This window comes from Cryobacterium sp. PH31-L1 (genome assembly GCF_030063145.1).
Classification (GTDB): Bacteria; Actinomycetota; Actinomycetes; order Actinomycetales; family Microbacteriaceae; genus Cryobacterium.
The window spans coordinates 826,464-844,611 of record NZ_JASISM010000001.1 but is presented as its reverse complement, the minus strand read 5'-3'; the positions used below and the strand labels follow the sequence as shown (position 1 = coordinate 844,611).

Below are 18,148 nucleotides of genomic sequence, written 5' to 3'. Positions count from 1 at the left end.
GGCAGCATCCGTTTGTCGCGCGTTGGTTTAGTAGCGGATGGCGTCGATCACCTTCACGCGCACCGCGACCAGTGCTGGCACCAGCCCGGCCAGAGCACCGACAGCGGTGGCGCAGACCAGACCGAGAACGGCCGCTTCCACCGGGAACGGCGGAAAGTCGGTGACCTGGCCCTGGCTGATGAAGTCCTCGACGAACGGACTCTCCACGATGAGTACGGCGGCGATCACGCCGACAATGCCGGCGACCACGGTTGCGACGACACTTTCCATCATGACGGCAAAGAACACCCGTCCGGCGGTCGCCCCGAAGCTGCGCCGAATGCCGATCTCCCGAATGCGCTGCTTGAGAGTGACCAGGGCGATATTGACCAGGCCGAGAGCTCCGAGCAGCAGCACCAGGCCGGCGATGGCACCGACCGTGAGCTTGAGGGAGAGGTAGGGGTCGCCATCTTGGAAGGCCGCGAAATCTTGCCGGTTCACCTGCACGAACGCGTCAGTTCCCAGTGCACCCTGCACGTCGCGTTGCAGCACGGTGACCAGCTGCTCTGAGATGTCAACGGGTACCCACAGCTCGTAGGACGGGGGTCCGAATTGAGAATTGGGGTCGGTGACGACCGGCGTGATGGCGGTGAGTGCGTCGGCGAGCATGTACATCGCCGGCTCGGTCTCGTAGGAGAGGGCCGCATAGACGCCGGTGACGACGGCCGTCGTAGAGCCTTCACCGAGAAGGGTGGTGGTCGGATGGGTGGCGAGGTCGGGTCGGCCGAGGCGGTCCCAAAAAATTGAGTTGATGAGCACAGCCGGAGCGAGCCGGGTCTGGTCGTCGTCGGTGAACCAGCTGCCCTCCTCGAGTGTTATGCGGTGCATGGTGCCGTACGGCGGATCGACCCCGATCGTCTGAACCGGTACGGCGCCGTCGGCGAATTGCACTGTTTGCTGCGTATTGACGACACGGCTGGCATAGTCGATTTTGTACCGTTCGAGCGCGGTGCGCCAGATTTCAGGCATCTCGGTGGGGGCGGAGCCATCGCCCATCGACGCAGACAGATAGAGACTGGCCGGGCGGCCTCCCGATCGTTCGTTGGATTCCACGGTGGCCTGCTGCGCGACCCCGCCGAGACCGACCACGGTCGTGATGGCGCAGACGGCGACGGCCACCCCGATCAGGGACAGCATGACGCGGGTCTTGTGGATGCGTACTTCCTGCCAGGCCTCGATGACAGCGCCGACCAGGTTGCTCGCGAGGCGCTTCATGCCGGCACGCTACTGGCGGGCACCGTGCTGGCGACCTGCAAAACGCCGTGATCGAGCCGCAGATGTCGGGTGGCGCGGGCAGCTATGGCCGGATCGTGGGTGATAGTCACGAGGGCAGCGCCGGATTCGGTGGCGACCTCGTCGATGAGGTCCATCACCGTCTCGCCGGTTTCGAGGTCGAGGGCGCCGGTCGGTTCGTCGGCGAGAATCAGTCTCGGGCCGCGCACCAGGGAGCGGGCGATCGCGACGCGCTGTTGCTCGCCGCCACTCAACCGGTCAGGCAGGGCGGCGAGGCGGTCGCCGAGGCCGACCCGTTCAAGCATCTCGGTGGCGATGCGCGAGCGCTGCCAGAACTGACGTCCCTCGGCGTAGAGCAGCGGGGTCATCACATTTTCGAGTGCGGTGCGGCCCTGCAGCAGGTTGAACTGTTGAAAGATGAAGCCGACTTCACGGCCGCGGAGGCGGTCGCGTGCGCCGGAGGACAGCGACTGCACGGGGCGATCTTCGAACAGCATGGTGCCGCTCGTGGGGGCATCGAGCAGGCCGAGTAGGTTCAGTAGGGTGGTTTTGCCCGAACCTGAGCGGCCGACAATCGAGACGCGGTCGCCCACGTTCACCTCGAGGTCGATACCGGACAGAATCGTCAGCGGCGGCGCATCGATGAGCTGCACAGTACGGGTCACGCCCTCAAGGTGCAGCAGGGTCACTTGGAGATCCCGGTGCTGGAGATGCTCGGCCCGAAGCACGCCGTGCTGCCGTCGGGCTGTAGGTCGCAGCCTTCTCCGGGGCCAACCGCACTGGCACCGGGCACGAACTGGTTGATCAGGTCGCCCTCGACGAGGCCATCGATGACCTGTACGTTGATGCCGTCGGTCATGCCGAGCGTGACCGGTCGTTCTTCGGTGCCGCCGTCGGGCATCACGAACCAGACGACGCCGGTTTCGGCGGACCCTTCGACCGCCGTGGTCGGAACGACGAGCACGTTTTCGGCGAGGCCCGCGGCGATCGTGATCTGGGCGGCCAGGCCGGAGAAGACGGTCACCTCGGCCGGAATCGCGCAGGTGACGGTCGTGCCGCTCGTGCCCGTCTGGCCGCCGGTCGCACTGTCACCGCCGGCCGCTTCCCCGGCCAGCGGTGTCGTGATCGTCAGTCCCGTGCAGGTGAACGGCGCCGGCCCATTGGTGATCGCGACGGATGCTTCGGTCGGCTTCGACAGCAGCCGATACTGCTGCTCGGGGCTGAGCGAGCCACTCACCGAGAAGCTCGGCGGGGCCACCTGGCCGGTGGCATCCCCCACGGCCACACTCTGGCCGTGGATCACGGTGAGCGAGCTCAGGATGCCGGTGATCGGGGCCAGTACTTTGGCGAAGGTGATCACCGGTTTGGGCTGGGTGATGGTGACGTTACCGTCGGCATCCGTTGTTTCGACCGGGTCTTTGATCGTCTCGACCCGAATGTCGTAGATCTTGTCGTCTTTGTTCACGGTCTGGCCAGCGGCTACGAAGATCTCATCGACCGTGCCGATGGCGGTCGCTTTGACAGCGACGGCCGGGTCGGCGCTGACCGTTCCCGGCAGGGTGACGTCGTTGCTGATGGTGCCGAGGGCGACCGGAATCTGGGGTTCGACGATGATCCCGGTCGGTTCGGCGGGACTACTGTCCACCGCGTTGTCCGGGTAGAACGCCAGCTTGACCAGCGCTACGGCGATGGCCGCGATGACAATCAGTCGAAGAATGGGAAAGACCCATTTACGTGCAACGTTCACGACACTCCCCACACGGCTGACCCGACGTGGTCAAGCTCGATGGGCTGAGCCTAGCGTTTCACGAGCGTATGCGCCTCAGCCGACTCCGGAGCACGATCTAGCGGGTGGTACCGGCGACCTTCGGCAGCGACCCGCCAGCGGCCGCGTTGCGGTCGGGGCGGAAGTTGGAGAAGTCCACGCCGGGAATGTTCTGCACCAGCGACAGCTCGTCCTCGATCTGGGCGGCCTCGGAGTCTTCAGGGCCGACCAGGGGCAGGCGAACGCGTGGGCTGCCGATGCGGCCGAGGCCGTGCAGGATGTACTTCACCGCGACGGTGCCGGGAACGTGGGTCATCACGGCGCGCACGAGCGGTTCGAGCTGCTGGTGCGCTGCCGTAGCCACCTTGAGGTCGCCGCGATTGACCGCGTCGACCATGTGCCGGTACGGGGTCGCCGTGATGTTGCCGGTGACTCCGATCAGGCCGGTCGCGCCGATCGACAGGTGTGCCAGAACGTTGGGGTCGTCGCCGGAGAAGTACATGAGGTCGGTCTGGTTGAGAACCCGGCTGACCTGCGCAAAGTCGCCCTTGGCGTCTTTGATGGCCAGGATGTTGGGGTGTTTGGCCGCGCGCAGGATCGTCTCGTAGGCGATTGCAACACCGGTACGGCCGGGGATGTCGTAGAGGATGACGGGCAGGTCGGTGGCATCCGCGATCATGCGGAAGTGTGTGAGGATTCCGGCCTGGGTCGGCTTGTTGTAGTAGGGGGTGACGATCATGTTGCCGTCGGCGCCGGCCTTTTCGCTCTGCCGGGCGAGCTGCATGGCGTGCGCGGTCTCGTTCGAGCCACCACCGGTGATGATTTTGGCGCGGCCGTTCGCGACGGACTTGCCCACCTCGACCAGGCGGATCTTCTCCGGGTCGGTCAGGGTGCTCGTCTCACCGGTTGTGCCGGTGACGACGATGCCGTCGGCACCGGCGTTGATGACGTCGTCGATGTGCTTCTCCACCCCGGCCCAGTCCACTTCGCCATCAAAGGTAAAAGGGGTGACCAGTGCGACCAGCACCTGGCCAAAGGGATTCGTAGAGGTAGACACGAAGTACAGGCTATCGCCTCCCCGCATCCGCTCTGCTACGGGGAGACTCGGCCGTTCTTATTGAAAGCGGAGTAGGTGAGGGGCATCAACGCCTCGAAGTGGGTTTCCATCTGCTCGGCGCACATTTCGATCTCGCGCTGCGGGAACGACGGGAACTGACTCCCCTCCCGCTTGGTGCGCAGGCTGAGAAAGTTCATCAGCGAGCGCGCATTGAGAGTGACGTACATCGAGGAGTAGATGTTCAGCGGCAGCACGATGCGGGCGACTTCGCGCGCAACGCCGGCTTCCAGCATCCGCTGATAGGCCTCGTAGGCGTGAATCGCGGCGGCGCGGGTCTGCTGCTGCACCAGCGCGGTCTGCTCTGCGGTGCCGGGCAGAAAGTCGTAGGCACCCGCTTTGCCGACCTGCACGAGGTTGCGCTCCGCGGACGGCACGTAGAAAACGGGGTTCAGCTCCCGGTAGCGGCCCGATTCCTCGTTGTAGGAGGCGATGCGGTGCCGCATGAACTCACGGAACACGAAAATGGGCGCGCGCACGTAGAACGTCATTGAGTTGTGTTCGAACGGCGAACCGTGCCGGTCGCGCATGAGGTAATTGATCAGCCCACGGTCACGCTTCTCGTCGGCCTCGCTCGCTGAGCCGTCGAGCTGGCTCTGCTCCAGGGTCTGCTCCCCGAGGGTCGACACCCGGGCGGCAAACAGCACATCGGAATCGTGGGCGCTGGCACGCACCAACTCCACGGTCATTTCAGATCGAAACTCAATTTCAGACACCGCCTCAGGCTAGCTGGTCTGCTCGCCGGCACGCCGGGCGCGGACGTAATCTCTTGTCACAGTCCCCCGAATGGGCCCGCGCCCACGTAACGTCGACACCATGAACCCACTCGAAGCGATTGGACTGCTGCTCGCCCTGTTAGCCGCAACGACCGGTCTTGGGCTCGTCTGGCGAGCCCGCCAGGGACGTGTGGCCCGCGTCGCCGGCGACGTCATCACTCCAGCGGATGTCGCGGCCTCGGCCCAGTTCGGCCCCGCCGCCACCCTGCTGCAGTTTTCGACCGAGATGTGCTCCCGCTGCCCCGGGACCCGTCGCCTGCTAGGCGCCGTGGCCGCCGAGCGCCCGGGCGTCGTGCACGTCGATGTCGATCTCACCCACCGCGCCGATCTCGCCAACCGCTTTTCGATTCTGCAAACTCCGACGACCCTGATTTTGGATGCGACCGGGCGAGTGCGAGCTCGCGTGGGCGGCGCGCCGAACCGGGCTGCGATCGCCGCGACCCTCAACGCGATCACGCAGGACACCCACTCCCTCACCACAACTCAACGGAGCTGACATGTCGACGTCGTCCCGCCCCCCGCTCGATCCGCGTGGACCCCGCTTCGGAGCAGCCATCACGGCCATTCTGTTACTCGCGGTAATATTTTTGTCGCTGACCGCGGCATCCGCTGCCGCGCTTGCGCTGCTCGCGATCATTGCGGCACTATTCGCCTGGGGTGCGTTCGCCGGCGCCGGCCGACACCCCTACGGACTCGTGTTCAAGCGGTGGGTTCGCCCACGCCCGGCACCGCCGACCCACCTCGAAGACGCGGCTCCGCCCACCTTCGCGCAGGGCGTCGGCTTCGTGGTGACCTTGATCGGGCTGGTACTGGGCCTGGCCGGAATACCCGGCGCTGTCCCGATCGCGGCGGCCGCAGCATTCGTCGCGGCCTTTCTCAACGCCGTCTTTGACTATTGCCTCGGCTGCCAGGTCTACCTGCTGCTCGTGCGATTCGGTGTGCTCAACCGGGCCGGCCGAACCGTCGGGAACGCCTGAGCCACCCAGCCCAATGCTGCCAGGACACGCCCGGCAGGGTGCCCCGCCTGCTCCCCGGGCATGTCGGCTGGCTCTCAGGTAATTCCCAGACTAGACTCGTTCGCAGGGCAGGTGAGACGGTTAGGGTGGAATCCAATCACCTGGAGGTAACACCATGCCCACGACGCTCACCAGTGAAGCAACCACCGTCTGGACCGGCGATCTTCCGACCGGCTCCGGCACCGTCACCCTCGATTCCTCGCACGCAGCCGAATTCTCGGTGAATTGGAAAGCCCGCGCCGAGGGAGTGTCGAACACGACCAACCCCGAGGAACTGCTCGGTGCAGCCCACGCGGCCTGCTTCTCCATGGCCCTCGCCAACGCACTCGGTTCGGCCGGCCACACTCCGGAGAGCATCCAGACCACCGCCGCCGTCACCTTCGCGGCCGGCACCGGGGTCATTGGAAGCCACCTTCTGGTCAGCGCCAAGATTCCGGGCCTCACCGAGGCCGAGTTCGAGGTGTTCGCCCAGGACGCCAAGGACAACTGCCCGATCTCCAAGGCACTCGCGGGCATTCCCATCACCATTGAAGCCGAACTGGCCTAGGCCGCCGGCGTGCGCGTTCTGATCGCCGGCGCCTCCGGCCTCATCGGTCGGGAGCTCAGCCGCCAGCTGGCCGCAGCCGGGCATATCCCGGTGCGGCTCGTTCGACGAGAAGCACTCGGCAAAAACGAGGTGCGGTGGGATCCAGCCGCGCACGCCCTCGATGTGAACGTTCTCGACACCATCGACGCGGTGGTCAACCTGTCGGGCGCATCGCTGGCACGGCTGCCGTGGACGACCGGGTATCGTACAGAAATTCTGAGCTCACGGCTGTCGGCCACGCGCACGATCACCGATGCCCTAGCCCAGGCCGCGGCGCCCCCGACGGTTCTGCTGAACGGCTCTGCCGTGGGGGTCTACGGCGATCGGCCCGGGGAGGTCCTGAGCGAAGCATCCGCTGTGGGAAGCGATTTTCTGGCCGACGTCGTCACTCAGTGGGAGGCTGCTGCCCAGCTGGCGCCGGAGCCGACCCGCGTAGTGACACTGCGCACCGGCCTCGTGCTGGCCATGGGCGGCGCGCTGAAACCGGTGCTTCCCCTGGCCAAGCTCGGCCTGGCCGGACCACTCGGTGGCGGAGAGCAGCACTGGGCCTGGATCAGCCTGCACGACGAGGCCGCGGCCATCGTGCATTTGCTGACTTCGACGCTGTCCGGCCCGGTCAACCTGGTCGGGCCCACCGCGGCGACCTCGAACGACATAATCAAGACCCTCGCCACCGCACTGCACCGGCCGTTCGTCGTGCCGGTCCCCAGGCAGATCCTGACGCTGCTGCTACAGGATGCCGCCCGCCAGCTGCTGCTCGCCGACCAGCAGGTCAGCCCCCAGAAGCTGCTGGACGACGGGTTCGAGTTCTTCCATCGCAATCCGGCGACCGCGATCGCCTGGATGCTGCGCCAGCCCTAACCGTGCCACTACTTCGGGGTGCGCTCGAGTGCGATCGCGGTACGGATCGCGCCGCGAGCGCGCTTGCGGTCGCCTGACGCGTCGTAAGCGAGGCCGAGGCGTAGCCAGGCGTGCCAGTTCTCGGGCTCAGCTTCGACCGCAGCCTGTGCCGCGGGAAACTGCTCATCGGCGGCATCGCGGTACGGGCGACCACTCGGACGCACGGGAAGCTCGGTGCTGGGAAGCTCGCCCAAATCGTCGAGCTGACGCACCAGGCGCTCAGAGCGGATGCCGAACGCGACTTCACGCGCGAGGGCCCAGAATCCGATCAGCGGCAGAATGAGCAACGCGAGCCCGATGGCAATGCCGAGCGGTTCCCCGCTCTGGATGAACGCAACGGCTCGCACTCCGGCGAGCACCAGGTAGAAAACCAGCAGCACCGCCATGACGATGACCGCGATCTTGCCCTTCATTTGGAAACTCCCGACCCGGCCGCGTCGGAGCCGAAGCCCAGGTCGACGATCTGGTCGAGGCCGACCTTCACGCCGGTGATGGTTCGCGCGGCCTCCAGCGCCAGCAGGATGCCGGCCTCGTAGGAACTCGGCGACAGCGTGTTGTGGCTGATGGTGAGCGTCTCGCCGGTGCCGCCCAGGAAGACGTCCTGGCGAGCGATCAGGCCGGACACGCGCAGACTGTGCACGGGCACGCTCGACACCTGCTGGCCGCGGGCGCGCTGGTCGGTGTGCGGCGCCGAGACCGGCCCCAATTCGGCCCGCGCCCGGCCGATCAGTTCGGCGGTGCGCACGGCCGTGCCAGAGGGCGAATCCACCTTCGACGGCTGGTGGGCTTCGACGATCTCGATGGAATCGTAGAACCGGGCGGCGAGGGCCGCGAACGTCGTAGCCAGCACCGATCCGATCGAGAAGTTCGGAATGATGATCACGCCGGTATCGGCGCGATCGGCGAGGCGACGGCTGAGCGAATCGACGCCATCCTGGCTCCAGCCTGACGTGCCGACGAGCACCCGCAGACCGTGGTCGGTGGCGAAGTCCACTACGCCGCGGCTCACGTCGGGGCGGGTGAGATCGACGGCGATCTCGGCACCGAGCATCTCGCCCAGCTCGCTGTGCGAGTCGAGCCTGGCCACGACCTCATACCCGTCGGTTCGGTCGATCAGGTCGGAAACCAGGCGGCCCATTTTGCCCGTTGCGCCAATGATGGCCACCGTCGTTGTCATGAAACCAATCTACCAATTGCTGCGGGCAGCGCATGCCCGCGCAATATCCTTAGGGAATGCCTCAGTTTCACACAGTGTCGGTCGCGGATGCCGCGGCCCTCACCCTGCTTACCGAGTACTTTCGCAGTCCCGAACTGGCCTTTCGGCAACCGCAGGGCACCTACCACCCGACCTATCCGGTGGTGGAGCAATTCGTGCCGCCACAGGGCGTGTTCCTCGTCGTACTCGGCGACACGGCCAGGGACGATTCGGACAGCGACGATGCCGACATCGATGACGAGGCGAAGATCCACTCGAGCGGCGCGTATGTCGGGTGCGGGGGCATCCGTCGTCTGGACAATGCCGAGAACGAGCCCGTTCGCTTCGAGGTCAAACATTTGTGGATTCAACCCACAACGCGCGGGCGTGGATGGGGGCGCCTGCTGCTGGCCGAGTTGGAGCGGCGGGCGGCAGAACTCGGGGGCACCGAAGTGGTGCTCGACACCAACGTGAGCCTCGCCACCGCCGGGGCGCTGTATCAGAGCACGGGATACGAAAACATTCCGTCGTACAACGACAATCCCAATGCCACGCACTGGTATAGCAAGCGACTCTAGAACATCAGGGGTTCCGGCAGCCCGGTTCGCAGCTCGACCGGCAGGTGGCCGAGGTCATTGTGGGTGACCAGCGTCCACGGACGGCCCGGCTTTTGCTGGAGCACGGTCAAGCCGCAATTGGCCTGATTGATGCCGACCCAGCGCCAATCGGGAGCGCCGAGAACCTCACGCACAAACCAGGCGATCACGAAATTGTGGGTGATCAGTAGGTCGTGCCGCTGGCTGCGGCGCGGTTGTAGAAATTCGGCGACGGCGTCTTCCATCTGCGCTCGTCCGGCGGCGATCTCATCGTCGGTGACGGAGCCGAAAAACGGGTCGTAGGCCGACGGCGTTTCGGCTGCCCGGCCAGAGGGGATGCAGTCGAACAGCAGCGCCGACGATTCGCTGTGCAGGGCGGGCAGTCGCTCCGCCATGATCTCGGCCGTCTCGGCAGCCCGCTGCAGCGGTGAGTGCCAGGCGCCCGTGAACGGAACTCCGCTGAGGCGGTCGGCAATCAGCAGCGCCTGGCGTTTGCCGCGCGGTGACAGCGGGCCGTCGTGCAGGCCGTGTTCGGCATCCTGCTGCTCGCCGTGGCGTACCAGGTAGATGTACTGGGGCATCATCGTCCATTTCAAAGTTCAGAAGTCCGCCGGGGCGGATAGTGCACAAGCTGTGGGGTGAAGGTCAGCCCGGGAGGATCGCGGCGAAGGCGTCATCCTCGAGGGCCCCGACCGCGGCGATCGAGACTGGACCGCTCGCGAGCTCAGCGGCGAGCGCCTGCACATCGGCCGCGGTGACCAGTGCGAGGCGGCGCAGTGCTTCGTCGAGATCGGCGAACTCGCCGAGGGTGATCTCGGAGCGCCCCAGCCGCGACATGCGGGTGTCTGAGTCTTCCAGGGCCAAAGCGGATGCCCCACTCAGCTGGCCGGATGCCCGCTTCATCTCGTCGGCGGTGACACCGTCAGCGGCGAGGCGGTGCAGTTCGCTCAGCATGAGCTCAGCGACCTGGCCGGCCTTGGCCGGTGTGCACCCGGCATACATGCCGAATAGGCCGGCGTCGGAGTAGCCGGGCGCGAACGAGTACACCGAGTAGGCCAGGCCGCGCTTCTCGCGTACTTCCTGAAAAAGCCGGCTCGACATTCCCCCGCCGAAGATTGAGGTGAGCACGCTCATCGTGACGCGACGGTCGTCCGTTGCCAGCAGGCCGGGCATGCCGAGCAGCAGGTTGGCTTGTTCGAGGGGACGTTTCACGATGGTCAGGGCCTGACCCTGGTGAATCTCGGCTGGGACGCCGCCCCGACGGCTGACCGGGATCTGGGGGACGCTGAGGTCCCAGCCGGCCCGTTCGAGCGCGCGGGTGACGGCGGCGACCAACTGGTCGTGGTCGACAGCACCGGCGACCGTGACGACGAGGTCCTGCGGGCGATAGTTGGCCTGGTAGTGCTCCCACACTGCCGTGCGGGAGGCCGCGCGAATGTCATCGGCGCTGCCGCCTATCGGGCGGCCCAGCGCATGCTTTCCCAGCACGGCTTCGAAAAATCTCTCGTTCGCGACATCGGCCGGGTCATCGTCGGCCATGGCGAGTTCCTCGAGAATGACGCCTCGCTCGGTTTCGAATTCACCGTCATCGAGTTTGGAGGACGTCAACATGTCGGTGAGCACGTCGATGGCCATGCCCAGGTCGCGATCCTGCACCTTGGCGTAGTAGCAGGTGTATTCCTTGGCGGTCATGGCGTTGTGTTCGCCGCCGACCGCGTCGAACGAGATGGCGATGTCCAGGGCCGACCGCGTCGGCGTGCCCTTGAACAGCAGGTGCTCGAGAAAGTGCGTGGAGCCGAAATGCCCCGGTTGTTCGTCGCGCGAACCGACAGCCACCCAGTAACCGATCGTGAGGCTGCGGGCGCCCGGCACCTGCTCGCTGAGAATGCGAACACCGCTCGGCAGAACGGTGCGCCGCACGAGGGCATCGCCGGCGGCCCGAAACGAGAGTTCGGCCTGGTCTAGGGGAAAGTCGACTGCACCGTTCATATCATCCACCACCTTACAAGACCCGATCGGGGCGGCCGGCTCCCCGCGGGAACTCGCAGACCTACCCCCAGTTTGGCCGGAACGGTCCGTGGGGCTGATTGCGACAGACTGGTCTGTCTAGGGTGTGTTACAGTCTGGGAGCCGACCGGGGAAAACTCCCGGATTTGCGCTCATCCGGGGCCGTTTTCTGCCCCCAAATAAAGGAGTGCCGCATGACCACGCTGACAGCTGAAGCCGTTCGGCCGGCGACACATGCCAAGGTGCGCATCCTCGCCACCGCCGACCGGCTCTTCTATACCGAGGGTGTTCACACCGTGGGTGTGGACCGCATCATCAGCGAGTCCAAGGTCACCAAAGCAACCTTTTACAAGTACTACCGCTCCAAGGATGCCCTCATCGTGGTGTACCTGCAGGGCCGCGACCGCCTGGCTCGCGATTTTCTCGCCAGCCTTGACACTCGATACGACACCCCGGAGCAGCGATTGCGCGGAGTCGTCAACGAGATCTCGGCACAGGTCATCCGCGAAGGCTTCCACGGCTGCCCGTTCATTAACGCGGCCGCCCAGTTCACCGACCCGGCCCACCCTGTACGCCAGGCCGTGTCCGCACACCGGGACTGGTACGGGCGCTCGATCGAGGACATGTTCCGCGGCATGGGGCACGCCCGGCCCGGAGACGCCGCCGACGACTTCTTTCTCGCCCGCGACGGCGCCTTCGCCGGCGCCAACCTCGGCGACCCGATCGGTGCCCACACCGCCCTGCTGCGCGCCATTCAGCGCGTCCTCGACGAGTCGGGCGCCTAAAGCTTGCGAACTCAGTAGCCCGATACCCGGTCGAGATCGAGGAGGTCAGTACGTCCGAGACGGATGCCCGCCGCCGCGACCAAAGACTGCACCTGATCGGCCCGGCCGGCGCCGGCCACCGGCGCCACAACGTCGGGCCGCGCGAGCAGCCAGGCCAGGGCAATCGACGCCGGGGCCATGCCCTGCGCGGCGGCGATGCGGTCGACCACAGCGAGTACGCGCAGCGAGCGACGGTTGAGGTAGACCTTGGCGAGCTGACCGCGGGCCGTGCCGGCGACATCCGCTTTGGTTCGGTATGCGCCGGCCAGAAAACCGTGGGCGAGAGCGAACCCGGGCATCAGGGCCAGGTGCTGGGCGCGGGCCACAACGGCGACGTCTTTTTCGAGTTCGGCGCGATGCACGAGGTTGTACGGGGTTTCGGCGGCAACGAACTTGGGCAGGCCGACGGCTGAGAGCACCCGGGCTTCCATGAGCCGTTCCGCCGAGAAATTGCTGGCACCGAGATAGCGCACCTTGCCGGCGCGCATCAGGGCTTCCACGGCAACCAGGCTCTCTTCGAGCGCAACGGTCTTGTCGTCGAAGTGAAAGTAGAGCAGGTCGACGTAGTCGGTACCGAGCCGCACCAGGCTGGCCTCGACCGCCGCGACGATGCTGCGCTGGGTCAGACCGGGGTTGTCGAGATTGCGGCCGATTTTGGTGGCCAGCACGGTCTCGGCCCGCGCGCCCCGAGAACGCAACCACGACCCGATGATCACTTCACTGCGCCCGGCCGCGAAGCTGTCGGCAGTGTCCAGAAAATTACCGCCAAGATCGCGGTGCGCATCAAGGATGGCCAAGGACACTTCATTCGTCGCGGTCCAGCCGAAAGCGTTGCAGCCCAGGGCCAGCGGATGCACGCGCAGCTCGGTTCCCGCGATCTGCCGGCGCACCGGTCGCGAACCCACGGTCGTCTCGGACGGCCCCATCTCGGCCGGTACGCGGTCGACCGACATCGCATCCAGAGACGATGAGACCACCTGTCGGGGCATTTGCGTTCTCCTCCCAGGGTGCTCGCCCGACCTGTGCTTACCGCCGGGTTTTCTCGTCGTAAAGTGCTCTTGGCCCGACTTTAGGCGAGGCCACCGACATTTCCCGGCGGCACGCTAAACCGTTACCAAAATGTACGTCGCGAGCGGCCGAACAGGGGGCGGTGGCTGCAGGCCGCCAGTCGGTGCGCCCCCGATTTGTTAGACTGAAGATTGCGCAAAAATTGGGCTACCTGTGCAGGTGCACATCCGCCCTGGGCCGCCGGCTGTCGAATCACGTGATCGATCGACTGGCTAGGTATCCTGCCCGAATCAGCCGCAGGAAAGCAGCCATGACCACCGACGCCTCCGTGCCCAACCCACAGGTTCCCCGCGAGGCCCTCCGTCGCCGCACATTCGCGGTGATCAGCCACCCCGACGCGGGCAAGTCCACTCTGACCGAGGCCCTTCTGCTGCACGCCCGCGCCATCACCTCAGCCGGTGCCACCCACGGCAAGGCCGGCCGTAGCGGCACCGTCTCGGACTGGATGGAGATGGAAAAGGCTCGCGGTATCTCGGTCACCAGCGCCGCCATTCAGTTTGAATACCATGACGCCGTGATCAACCTCGTCGACACCCCGGGCCACGCCGACTTCTCCGAGGACACCTTTCGAGTGCTCTCCGCAGTGGATGCCGCGGTGATGCTCGTCGACGCCGCCAAGGGTCTCGAGCCGCAAACCATGAAGCTGTTTGCCGTTTGCAAGCAGCGCGGCCTGCCGGTCATCACCGTCATTAACAAGTGGGACCGCCCCGGCGACACTCCCCTGGCCCTGATGGACGAGATCCAGACCCGCACCGGCCTGCTGCCGACCCCGCTGAACTGGCCGGTCGGCGAAGCCGGCGACCTGCGCGGCGTGCTCGATCGCCGCTCCGGCGACTTTCTGCGCTTCACCCGCACGGCGGGCGGTGCGACAGTGGCCGAATCGGTGCGGCTGGATGCCGCCGATGCGGCGATCGAGGAAGGCCCGGCCTGGGCATCCGCTGTCGAAGAATCCGAGCTGCTCGACGTTGAGTCGCAAAATCACGACTCCGAGCTGTTTCTCGACGGTCAGACCACCCCGGTGCTGTTCTGCGCGGCCGTGGCCAACTTTGGCGTGCAGCAGCTGCTCGACACCCTGGTGGAGTTCGCGCCGCCGGCCGAAGCCCGCATCGACATCGACGGCAACCCGCGAAAGGTCACCTCACCGTTCTCCGGTTTCGTGTTCAAGGTACAGTCCGGCATGAACTCCGCGCACCGCGACCACGTGGCCTTCGTTCGCGTGTGCTCGGGCGAATTTCGCCGCGGCATGATCGTCACGCACGCGGCGACCGGGCGGCCGTTCGCCACCAAGTATGCCCAGCAGTTGTTCGGCAAGGAACGCACCGTCACGGACCAGGCCTGGCCCGGCGACATCGTGGGGCTCGTCAACGCGTCAGCGCTGCGGGTGGGCGATTCGATCTTTGAAGACGAGCGGGTGGAGTTTCCGCCGCTGCCGCTGTTCTCCCCCGAACATTTTCGGGCGATCCGCCCCGTGGACTCGAGCAAGCACAAGCAGTTTCGCCGCGGCATCGACCAGCTCGACCACGAGGGTGTCATCCAGGTGATGCGTTCCGAGGTGCGCGGCGAGCAGGCTCCCGTGCTCGGCGCCGTCGGACCGATGCAGTTCGAGGTGGTCGAAGACCGCATGGTGCACGACTTCCACGCGGATATCCGCATGGAAGCCCTGCCCTACCAGGTGGCCCGCAAGACCGACAAGGAGAGCGCGCTCGTGCTCGCCGGCACCCGCCAGGTGGAGGTATTCACCCGCTCCGACGGCACCCTGCTCGCCCTGTTCAGCACTCCGTGGCGCCTGCAGGCCATTGCCAAGGAGAACCCGAAGCTTGTGCTGATCGACATCGCGAACGCGACCGCCGAAGTCTTCATGTAGCTGGTTCTTTCAACCAGAAAGGGCCGCATCCTCGTGGAGGATGCGGCCCTTTCTGTTCGGTGCTGCTTACGCGTCGACCACCACGGAGGTGATGACGGGGCTGCGACGGTACTTGCGGTTCATCCAGCGGCTCACGGACTGCGTGAACAGGTCTTCGAGCTCGGCGCCGTCGACGATCTTGATGCGGTTCGCGGCCTTCATGGCCTCGTCGATGACCTTGGTCGCTCCCTTGACCCATTCGTCGTCGTGCACGAATCCGCGCGCCAGGAACTCGACCGGCTCGGAGAGCGTGCCGGTCTTGGCGTTGAGAATTCCGAGGATGGTGATGGTGCCGTCCTCGGCGAGCTTACGGCGATCTTCCATCGCAGCGGATGCTGCCCCGCCCACGGTCATCCCGTCGACGAAGACGTAGTCGGCGACGACACGGCCGGTGACCTTGGCGTGACCGTCGATGAGGTCGACGACAACGCCATCTTCGACGACGATGACGTTCTCTTCGGCCACACCGGTCGCGATGGCGAGGTCGGCGTTGGCTGTCAAGTGACGCCATTCGCCGTGGATCGGCATGACGTTGACCGGCTTGACGATGTTGTAGCAGTAAACAAGCTCGCCGGCACTGGCGTGACCGGAGACGTGCACCTTGGCGTTGCCCTTGTGCACGACGTTCGCGCCCCAACGGATCAGGCCGTTGATGACGCGGTAGATGGAGTTCTCGTTGCCGGGGATCAGCGAGCTAGCGAGCAGCACGGTGTCGCCCTCGCCGATTTTGATGACGTGCTCGCGGTTGGCCATGCGGGACAGGGCGGCCATCGGCTCACCCTGCGAACCGGTGCAGATGAGAACGACCTTGTCGTCCTTCATGCGCTCGAGTGCCTTCATGTCCACGAGCAGGCCCTTGGGAATGTTGAGGTAGCCAAGCTCGCTCGCGATGCCCATGTTGCGCACCATGGAGCGGCCGACGAAGGCCACCTTGCGGTTGTGCTTGACGGCAGCATCGATGACCTGCTGGATGCGGTGCACGTGGCTGGCGAAGCTCGACACGATGATGCGGCGCGGGGAGGTGCGGAACACGGTGTCGATCGCCGGTCCGATGTCCTTCTCGGCGGTGGTGAAGCCGGGGACCTCGGCGTTGGTCGAGTCCGTCATGAACAGGTCGACGCCCTCTTCGGCCAGGCGTGCGAAGGCGCCGAGGTCGGTGAGGCGCTTGTCGAGCGGGAACTGGTCCATCTTGAAGTCACCGGTCGCGAGAACGAGGCCGGCTTCGGTACGAATGGCGATGGCCAGGCCGTCGGGGATGGAGTGGTTGACGGCGATGAACTCGAGGTCGAACTGGCCGATCGTGCGGCGCTCGCCCTCTTTCACCTCGATGAAGTTCTGGCTGAGGCGGTGCTCCTGCAGCTTCGCAGCGAGGAAGGCCAGGGTGAGCTTGGAACCGACGACCGGAATGTCGCCGCGTTCTTTGAGCAGGTACGGAACTGCGCCGATGTGGTCTTCGTGGCCGTGGGTGAGCACGATGGCCTCGATGTCCTGCAGGCGGTCACGGATGGCGGTGAAGTCGGGCAGGATCACGTTGATGCCGGGCTGGTTGTCTTCGGGGAAGAGAACGCCGCAGTCGATGATGAGCAGCTTTCCCTTGTGCTCGAAGACGGTCATGTTGCGGCCGATCTCGCCGAGGCCTCCGAGCGGGATGATACGCATGCCGCGAGCCGGCAGTGCCGGCGGAGTGCTCAGGTCGAGGTAGTGGTTATTCATGAATCTCATTTCGTTGTCTGCGGTACTGCATGTCCAGGTGTGTGGGGACCGAGATCGGGCATACCGAAAGCCAGCGAGCAATACTCAGGGGGCTTCAGCGCGCATACGCGTACCTCGTGTCGTGCCTGGCGGGCAAGCAAAATACCGGCCAGATACCTCACTAGTCTACCGATGCATCAACACGCGGCGTTTTCGGTCACAAAAAAGGGACCCCGCGCGTGGCGGAGTCCCTCTTTTGGTGTTGCTCACCGCTCAAGCGGCCTGGCCGATGGCTACGCGGAGCGGTGCCCGGCACCGCTCGGCTGCGGGGAGACGTAGTCGCCGGCTTCGAGGTGCTGCGCGGTGCCGCTGACGTAGCCGGTTGCAGTGATCGCGCGACGAACGTCGTGCGTGACGTACTCGTTCGCGCTGGTGCTGCGCTGGGTGGACTTCGATACGTAGGAATTCATGGTGCTCCTGGTGCGATTAGTACTAGCGGATGCCGACGACTAGTCAGAGCACACAGTCTCGTTCGAGAGTGACAGCGGTACGCATTGGCGTAGCTGATTCGAGTGAAACAGGGGTGGTGGCCCGGTCGGCGGAAAGAATGCGCTGCGCCGCGCGGGCTGCAGAAACCCGGATCCTCTAGTGGACCGCCATGATTTCTGAGCTGATACCAGATTACCCGAGCCTGCCACCCATTTGGGGGAAACGCAGGATCTACACAGGCACCGTGCAGGTACATCGACGGCCTGCAGCTACACAGGTGCCGTGCAGCCAGCATGGAGGCTTTCGCAGATAAAATCTTCCAATGACTTCATCTGCGCTGTACGACATCCCCCTCACCCTCATCGACGGAACAGAAACAACCTTCAGCGCCTACCAAGGCAAGACTGTTCTCGTGGTCAACGTGGCCTCGAAGTGCGGTTTCACCCCGCAGTACGCCGGACTGGAGTCGCTCTACCAGCGCTACGCCGACGAGGGACTCGTCGTGCTCGGGCTGCCGAGCAACCAGTTCATGGGCCAGGAGCCAGGAACCGAGGCCGACATCTCGGAATTCTGCGGCATGACCTACGGGGTGACCTTTCCGATGACGGCCAAGGTGGACGTGCGGGGCAAGCACCAGCATCCGCTCTACGCGGAGCTCACCAAGTTCAAGCAGGGACTGCTGCCCGGCCTGATCAAGTGGAACTTCGAGAAGTTCCTGGTCACCCCGACCGGTGAGATCGTCGACCGTTTCGCCTCCTCGGTCGAGCCGGAGTCGACCGAGATCGTCGAAGCCATCGAGAAGGTCCTGCCCGCCAAGGCCGCCTGACCTGCGCTTCCATTCTTTCCGGGCCCGGGCCCGGAAACTGGGACCACGATAGATCATGGGCCCAGTTTCGCAAGATGGGCCCGGCCCGCAAATCGGGCGTTCGCCAACACGTGAGTGCG

The 18,148-nt window shown here is 65.4% G+C and carries 20 protein-coding genes; 8 read left to right on the top strand and 12 right to left on the bottom strand.

The window, feature by feature from the left end; genetic code table 11:
* Positions 1-27 precede the first annotated feature (27 nt).
* The 5 genes from QMF22_RS04105 to thyX form a co-directional block, all read right to left on the bottom strand.
* Positions 28-1,254: an ABC transporter permease gene (locus tag QMF22_RS04105; protein WP_283450630.1), complete on the bottom strand. Its 1,227-nt coding sequence runs from the start codon at positions 1,252-1,254 to the stop codon at positions 28-30.
* A complete protein-coding gene (locus tag QMF22_RS04100; RefSeq protein WP_283450628.1) occupies positions 1,251-1,961 on the bottom strand; it encodes an ABC transporter ATP-binding protein in 711 nt (236 codons plus the stop codon). The genes QMF22_RS04105 and QMF22_RS04100 overlap by 4 nt, the downstream gene beginning before the upstream one ends.
* On the bottom strand, positions 1,958-3,019 hold the full coding sequence (locus tag QMF22_RS04095) for an efflux RND transporter periplasmic adaptor subunit (RefSeq protein WP_283450626.1): 1,062 nt from the start codon (positions 3,017-3,019) through the stop codon (positions 1,958-1,960). The genes QMF22_RS04100 and QMF22_RS04095 overlap by 4 nt, the downstream gene beginning before the upstream one ends.
* A 97-nt stretch (positions 3,020-3,116) precedes the next feature.
* On the bottom strand, positions 3,117-4,094 hold the full coding sequence (gene dapA / locus QMF22_RS04090) for a 4-hydroxy-tetrahydrodipicolinate synthase (protein ID WP_283450624.1): 978 nt from the start codon (positions 4,092-4,094) through the stop codon (positions 3,117-3,119).
* A 35-nt stretch (positions 4,095-4,129) separates the two neighbouring features.
* Positions 4,130-4,840 carry an FAD-dependent thymidylate synthase gene (gene thyX, locus QMF22_RS04085; protein ID WP_283450757.1) on the bottom strand — a complete coding sequence of 237 codons (711 nt, stop codon included), beginning with the start codon at positions 4,838-4,840 and terminating at the stop codon, positions 4,130-4,132.
* A 127-nt stretch (positions 4,841-4,967) separates the two neighbouring features.
* On the opposite strand from thyX, the gene QMF22_RS04080 reads away from it, so the two are divergent.
* The 4 genes from QMF22_RS04080 (at position 4,968) to QMF22_RS04065 (ending at position 7,390) form a co-directional block, all read left to right on the top strand.
* Entirely contained in the window at positions 4,968-5,423 is a 456-nt protein-coding gene (locus QMF22_RS04080; protein ID WP_283450622.1) for a TlpA family protein disulfide reductase, read from the top strand.
* 1 nt (position 5,424) lies between these two features.
* Positions 5,425-5,904 (top strand): DUF4395 domain-containing protein, encoded by a 480-nt coding sequence (locus tag QMF22_RS04075; RefSeq protein ID WP_283450620.1) that lies wholly within the window; start codon positions 5,425-5,427, stop codon positions 5,902-5,904.
* 154 nt (positions 5,905-6,058) lie between these two features.
* A complete protein-coding gene (locus QMF22_RS04070; protein ID WP_092341026.1) occupies positions 6,059-6,490 on the top strand; it encodes an OsmC family peroxiredoxin in 432 nt (143 codons plus the stop codon).
* Positions 6,491-6,499: 9 nt separating this feature from the next.
* Entirely contained in the window at positions 6,500-7,390 is an 891-nt protein-coding gene (locus tag QMF22_RS04065; protein ID WP_283450616.1) for a TIGR01777 family oxidoreductase, read from the top strand.
* 8 nt (positions 7,391-7,398) lie between these two features.
* Here QMF22_RS04065 and QMF22_RS04060 read toward each other — a convergent pair whose 3' ends face one another.
* Positions 7,399-7,842, bottom strand: coding sequence for a tetratricopeptide repeat protein (locus QMF22_RS04060; RefSeq protein WP_283450614.1), 444 nt, complete (start codon positions 7,840-7,842; stop codon positions 7,399-7,401).
* Entirely contained in the window at positions 7,839-8,606 is a 768-nt protein-coding gene (dapB, locus tag QMF22_RS04055; protein ID WP_349357069.1) for a 4-hydroxy-tetrahydrodipicolinate reductase, read from the bottom strand. Before dapB ends, QMF22_RS04060 begins: the two co-directional genes overlap by 4 nt.
* 56 nt (positions 8,607-8,662) lie before the next feature.
* Between dapB and QMF22_RS04050 the strand changes: the two genes are divergently transcribed.
* The gene (locus QMF22_RS04050; RefSeq protein WP_283450611.1) at positions 8,663-9,202 is read left to right on the top strand and encodes a GNAT family N-acetyltransferase; all 540 of its coding nucleotides are present in this window, start codon (positions 8,663-8,665) and stop codon (positions 9,200-9,202) included.
* On the opposite strand, the gene QMF22_RS04045 is transcribed toward QMF22_RS04050, so the two are convergent.
* Positions 9,199-9,801: a histidine phosphatase family protein gene (locus QMF22_RS04045; RefSeq protein ID WP_092341105.1), complete on the bottom strand. Its 603-nt coding sequence runs from the start codon at positions 9,799-9,801 to the stop codon at positions 9,199-9,201. The two genes, QMF22_RS04050 and QMF22_RS04045, sit on opposite strands and share 4 nt — an antisense overlap.
* A gap of 64 nt (positions 9,802-9,865) precedes the next feature.
* Positions 9,866-11,209 (bottom strand): M16 family metallopeptidase, encoded by a 1,344-nt coding sequence (locus QMF22_RS04040; RefSeq protein WP_283450609.1) that lies wholly within the window; start codon positions 11,207-11,209, stop codon positions 9,866-9,868.
* Positions 11,210-11,421: 212 nt separating this feature from the next.
* Here QMF22_RS04040 and QMF22_RS04035 point away from each other — a divergent pair, with 212 nt between their 5' ends.
* Positions 11,422-12,012 carry a TetR/AcrR family transcriptional regulator gene (locus tag QMF22_RS04035; RefSeq protein ID WP_092341016.1) on the top strand — a complete coding sequence of 197 codons (591 nt, stop codon included), beginning with the start codon at positions 11,422-11,424 and terminating at the stop codon, positions 12,010-12,012.
* Positions 12,013-12,023: 11 nt separating this feature from the next.
* Here QMF22_RS04035 and QMF22_RS04030 read toward each other — a convergent pair whose 3' ends face one another.
* The gene (locus tag QMF22_RS04030) at positions 12,024-13,040 is read right to left on the bottom strand and encodes an aldo/keto reductase (RefSeq protein WP_283450605.1); all 1,017 of its coding nucleotides are present in this window, start codon (positions 13,038-13,040) and stop codon (positions 12,024-12,026) included.
* Positions 13,041-13,369: 329 nt separating this feature from the next.
* On the opposite strand from QMF22_RS04030, the gene QMF22_RS04025 reads away from it, so the two are divergent.
* Entirely contained in the window at positions 13,370-14,983 is a 1,614-nt protein-coding gene (locus QMF22_RS04025) for a peptide chain release factor 3 (protein ID WP_283450602.1), read from the top strand.
* Positions 14,984-15,049: 66 nt separating this feature from the next.
* On the opposite strand, the gene QMF22_RS04020 is transcribed toward QMF22_RS04025, so the two are convergent.
* Both QMF22_RS04020 and QMF22_RS04015 read right to left on the bottom strand, forming a co-directional pair.
* Positions 15,050-16,735 (bottom strand): ribonuclease J, encoded by a 1,686-nt coding sequence (locus QMF22_RS04020; RefSeq protein WP_092341104.1) that lies wholly within the window; start codon positions 16,733-16,735, stop codon positions 15,050-15,052.
* A 272-nt stretch (positions 16,736-17,007) separates the two neighbouring features.
* On the bottom strand, positions 17,008-17,184 hold the full coding sequence (locus QMF22_RS04015) for a hypothetical protein (RefSeq protein WP_283450598.1): 177 nt from the start codon (positions 17,182-17,184) through the stop codon (positions 17,008-17,010).
* A gap of 341 nt (positions 17,185-17,525) precedes the next feature.
* Here QMF22_RS04015 and QMF22_RS04010 point away from each other — a divergent pair, with 341 nt between their 5' ends.
* The gene (locus QMF22_RS04010; RefSeq protein WP_283450596.1) at positions 17,526-18,029 is read left to right on the top strand and encodes a glutathione peroxidase; all 504 of its coding nucleotides are present in this window, start codon (positions 17,526-17,528) and stop codon (positions 18,027-18,029) included.
* Positions 18,030-18,148: the final 119 nt, after the last annotated feature.

Coding starts and splice junctions, on each gene's coding strand:
- QMF22_RS04105 (WP_283450630.1), bottom strand. CDS start 1,254: ATGAAGCGCCTCGCGAGCAACCTGGTCGGCGCTGTCATCGAGGCCTGG.
- thyX (WP_283450757.1), bottom strand. CDS start 4,840: ATGACCGTGGAGTTGGTGCGTGCCAGCGCCCACGATTCCGATGTGCTG.
- QMF22_RS04080 (WP_283450622.1), top strand. CDS start 4,968: ATGAACCCACTCGAAGCGATTGGACTGCTGCTCGCCCTGTTAGCCGCA.
- QMF22_RS04075 (WP_283450620.1), top strand. CDS start 5,425: ATGTCGACGTCGTCCCGCCCCCCGCTCGATCCGCGTGGACCCCGCTTC.
- QMF22_RS04070 (WP_092341026.1), top strand. CDS start 6,059: ATGCCCACGACGCTCACCAGTGAAGCAACCACCGTCTGGACCGGCGAT.
- QMF22_RS04060 (WP_283450614.1), bottom strand. CDS start 7,842: ATGAAGGGCAAGATCGCGGTCATCGTCATGGCGGTGCTGCTGGTTTTC.
- dapB (WP_349357069.1), bottom strand. CDS start 8,606: ATGACAACGACGGTGGCCATCATTGGCGCAACGGGCAAAATGGGCCGC.
- QMF22_RS04050 (WP_283450611.1), top strand. CDS start 8,663: ATGCCTCAGTTTCACACAGTGTCGGTCGCGGATGCCGCGGCCCTCACC.
- QMF22_RS04045 (WP_092341105.1), bottom strand. CDS start 9,801: ATGCCCCAGTACATCTACCTGGTACGCCACGGCGAGCAGCAGGATGCC.
- QMF22_RS04040 (WP_283450609.1), bottom strand. CDS start 11,209: ATGAACGGTGCAGTCGACTTTCCCCTAGACCAGGCCGAACTCTCGTTT.
- QMF22_RS04035 (WP_092341016.1), top strand. CDS start 11,422: ATGACCACGCTGACAGCTGAAGCCGTTCGGCCGGCGACACATGCCAAG.
- QMF22_RS04030 (WP_283450605.1), bottom strand. CDS start 13,040: ATGCCCCGACAGGTGGTCTCATCGTCTCTGGATGCGATGTCGGTCGAC.
- QMF22_RS04025 (WP_283450602.1), top strand. CDS start 13,370: ATGACCACCGACGCCTCCGTGCCCAACCCACAGGTTCCCCGCGAGGCC.
- QMF22_RS04020 (WP_092341104.1), bottom strand. CDS start 16,735: ATGAATAACCACTACCTCGACCTGAGCACTCCGCCGGCACTGCCGGCT.
- QMF22_RS04015 (WP_283450598.1), bottom strand. CDS start 17,184: ATGAATTCCTACGTATCGAAGTCCACCCAGCGCAGCACCAGCGCGAAC.
- QMF22_RS04010 (WP_283450596.1), top strand. CDS start 17,526: ATGACTTCATCTGCGCTGTACGACATCCCCCTCACCCTCATCGACGGA.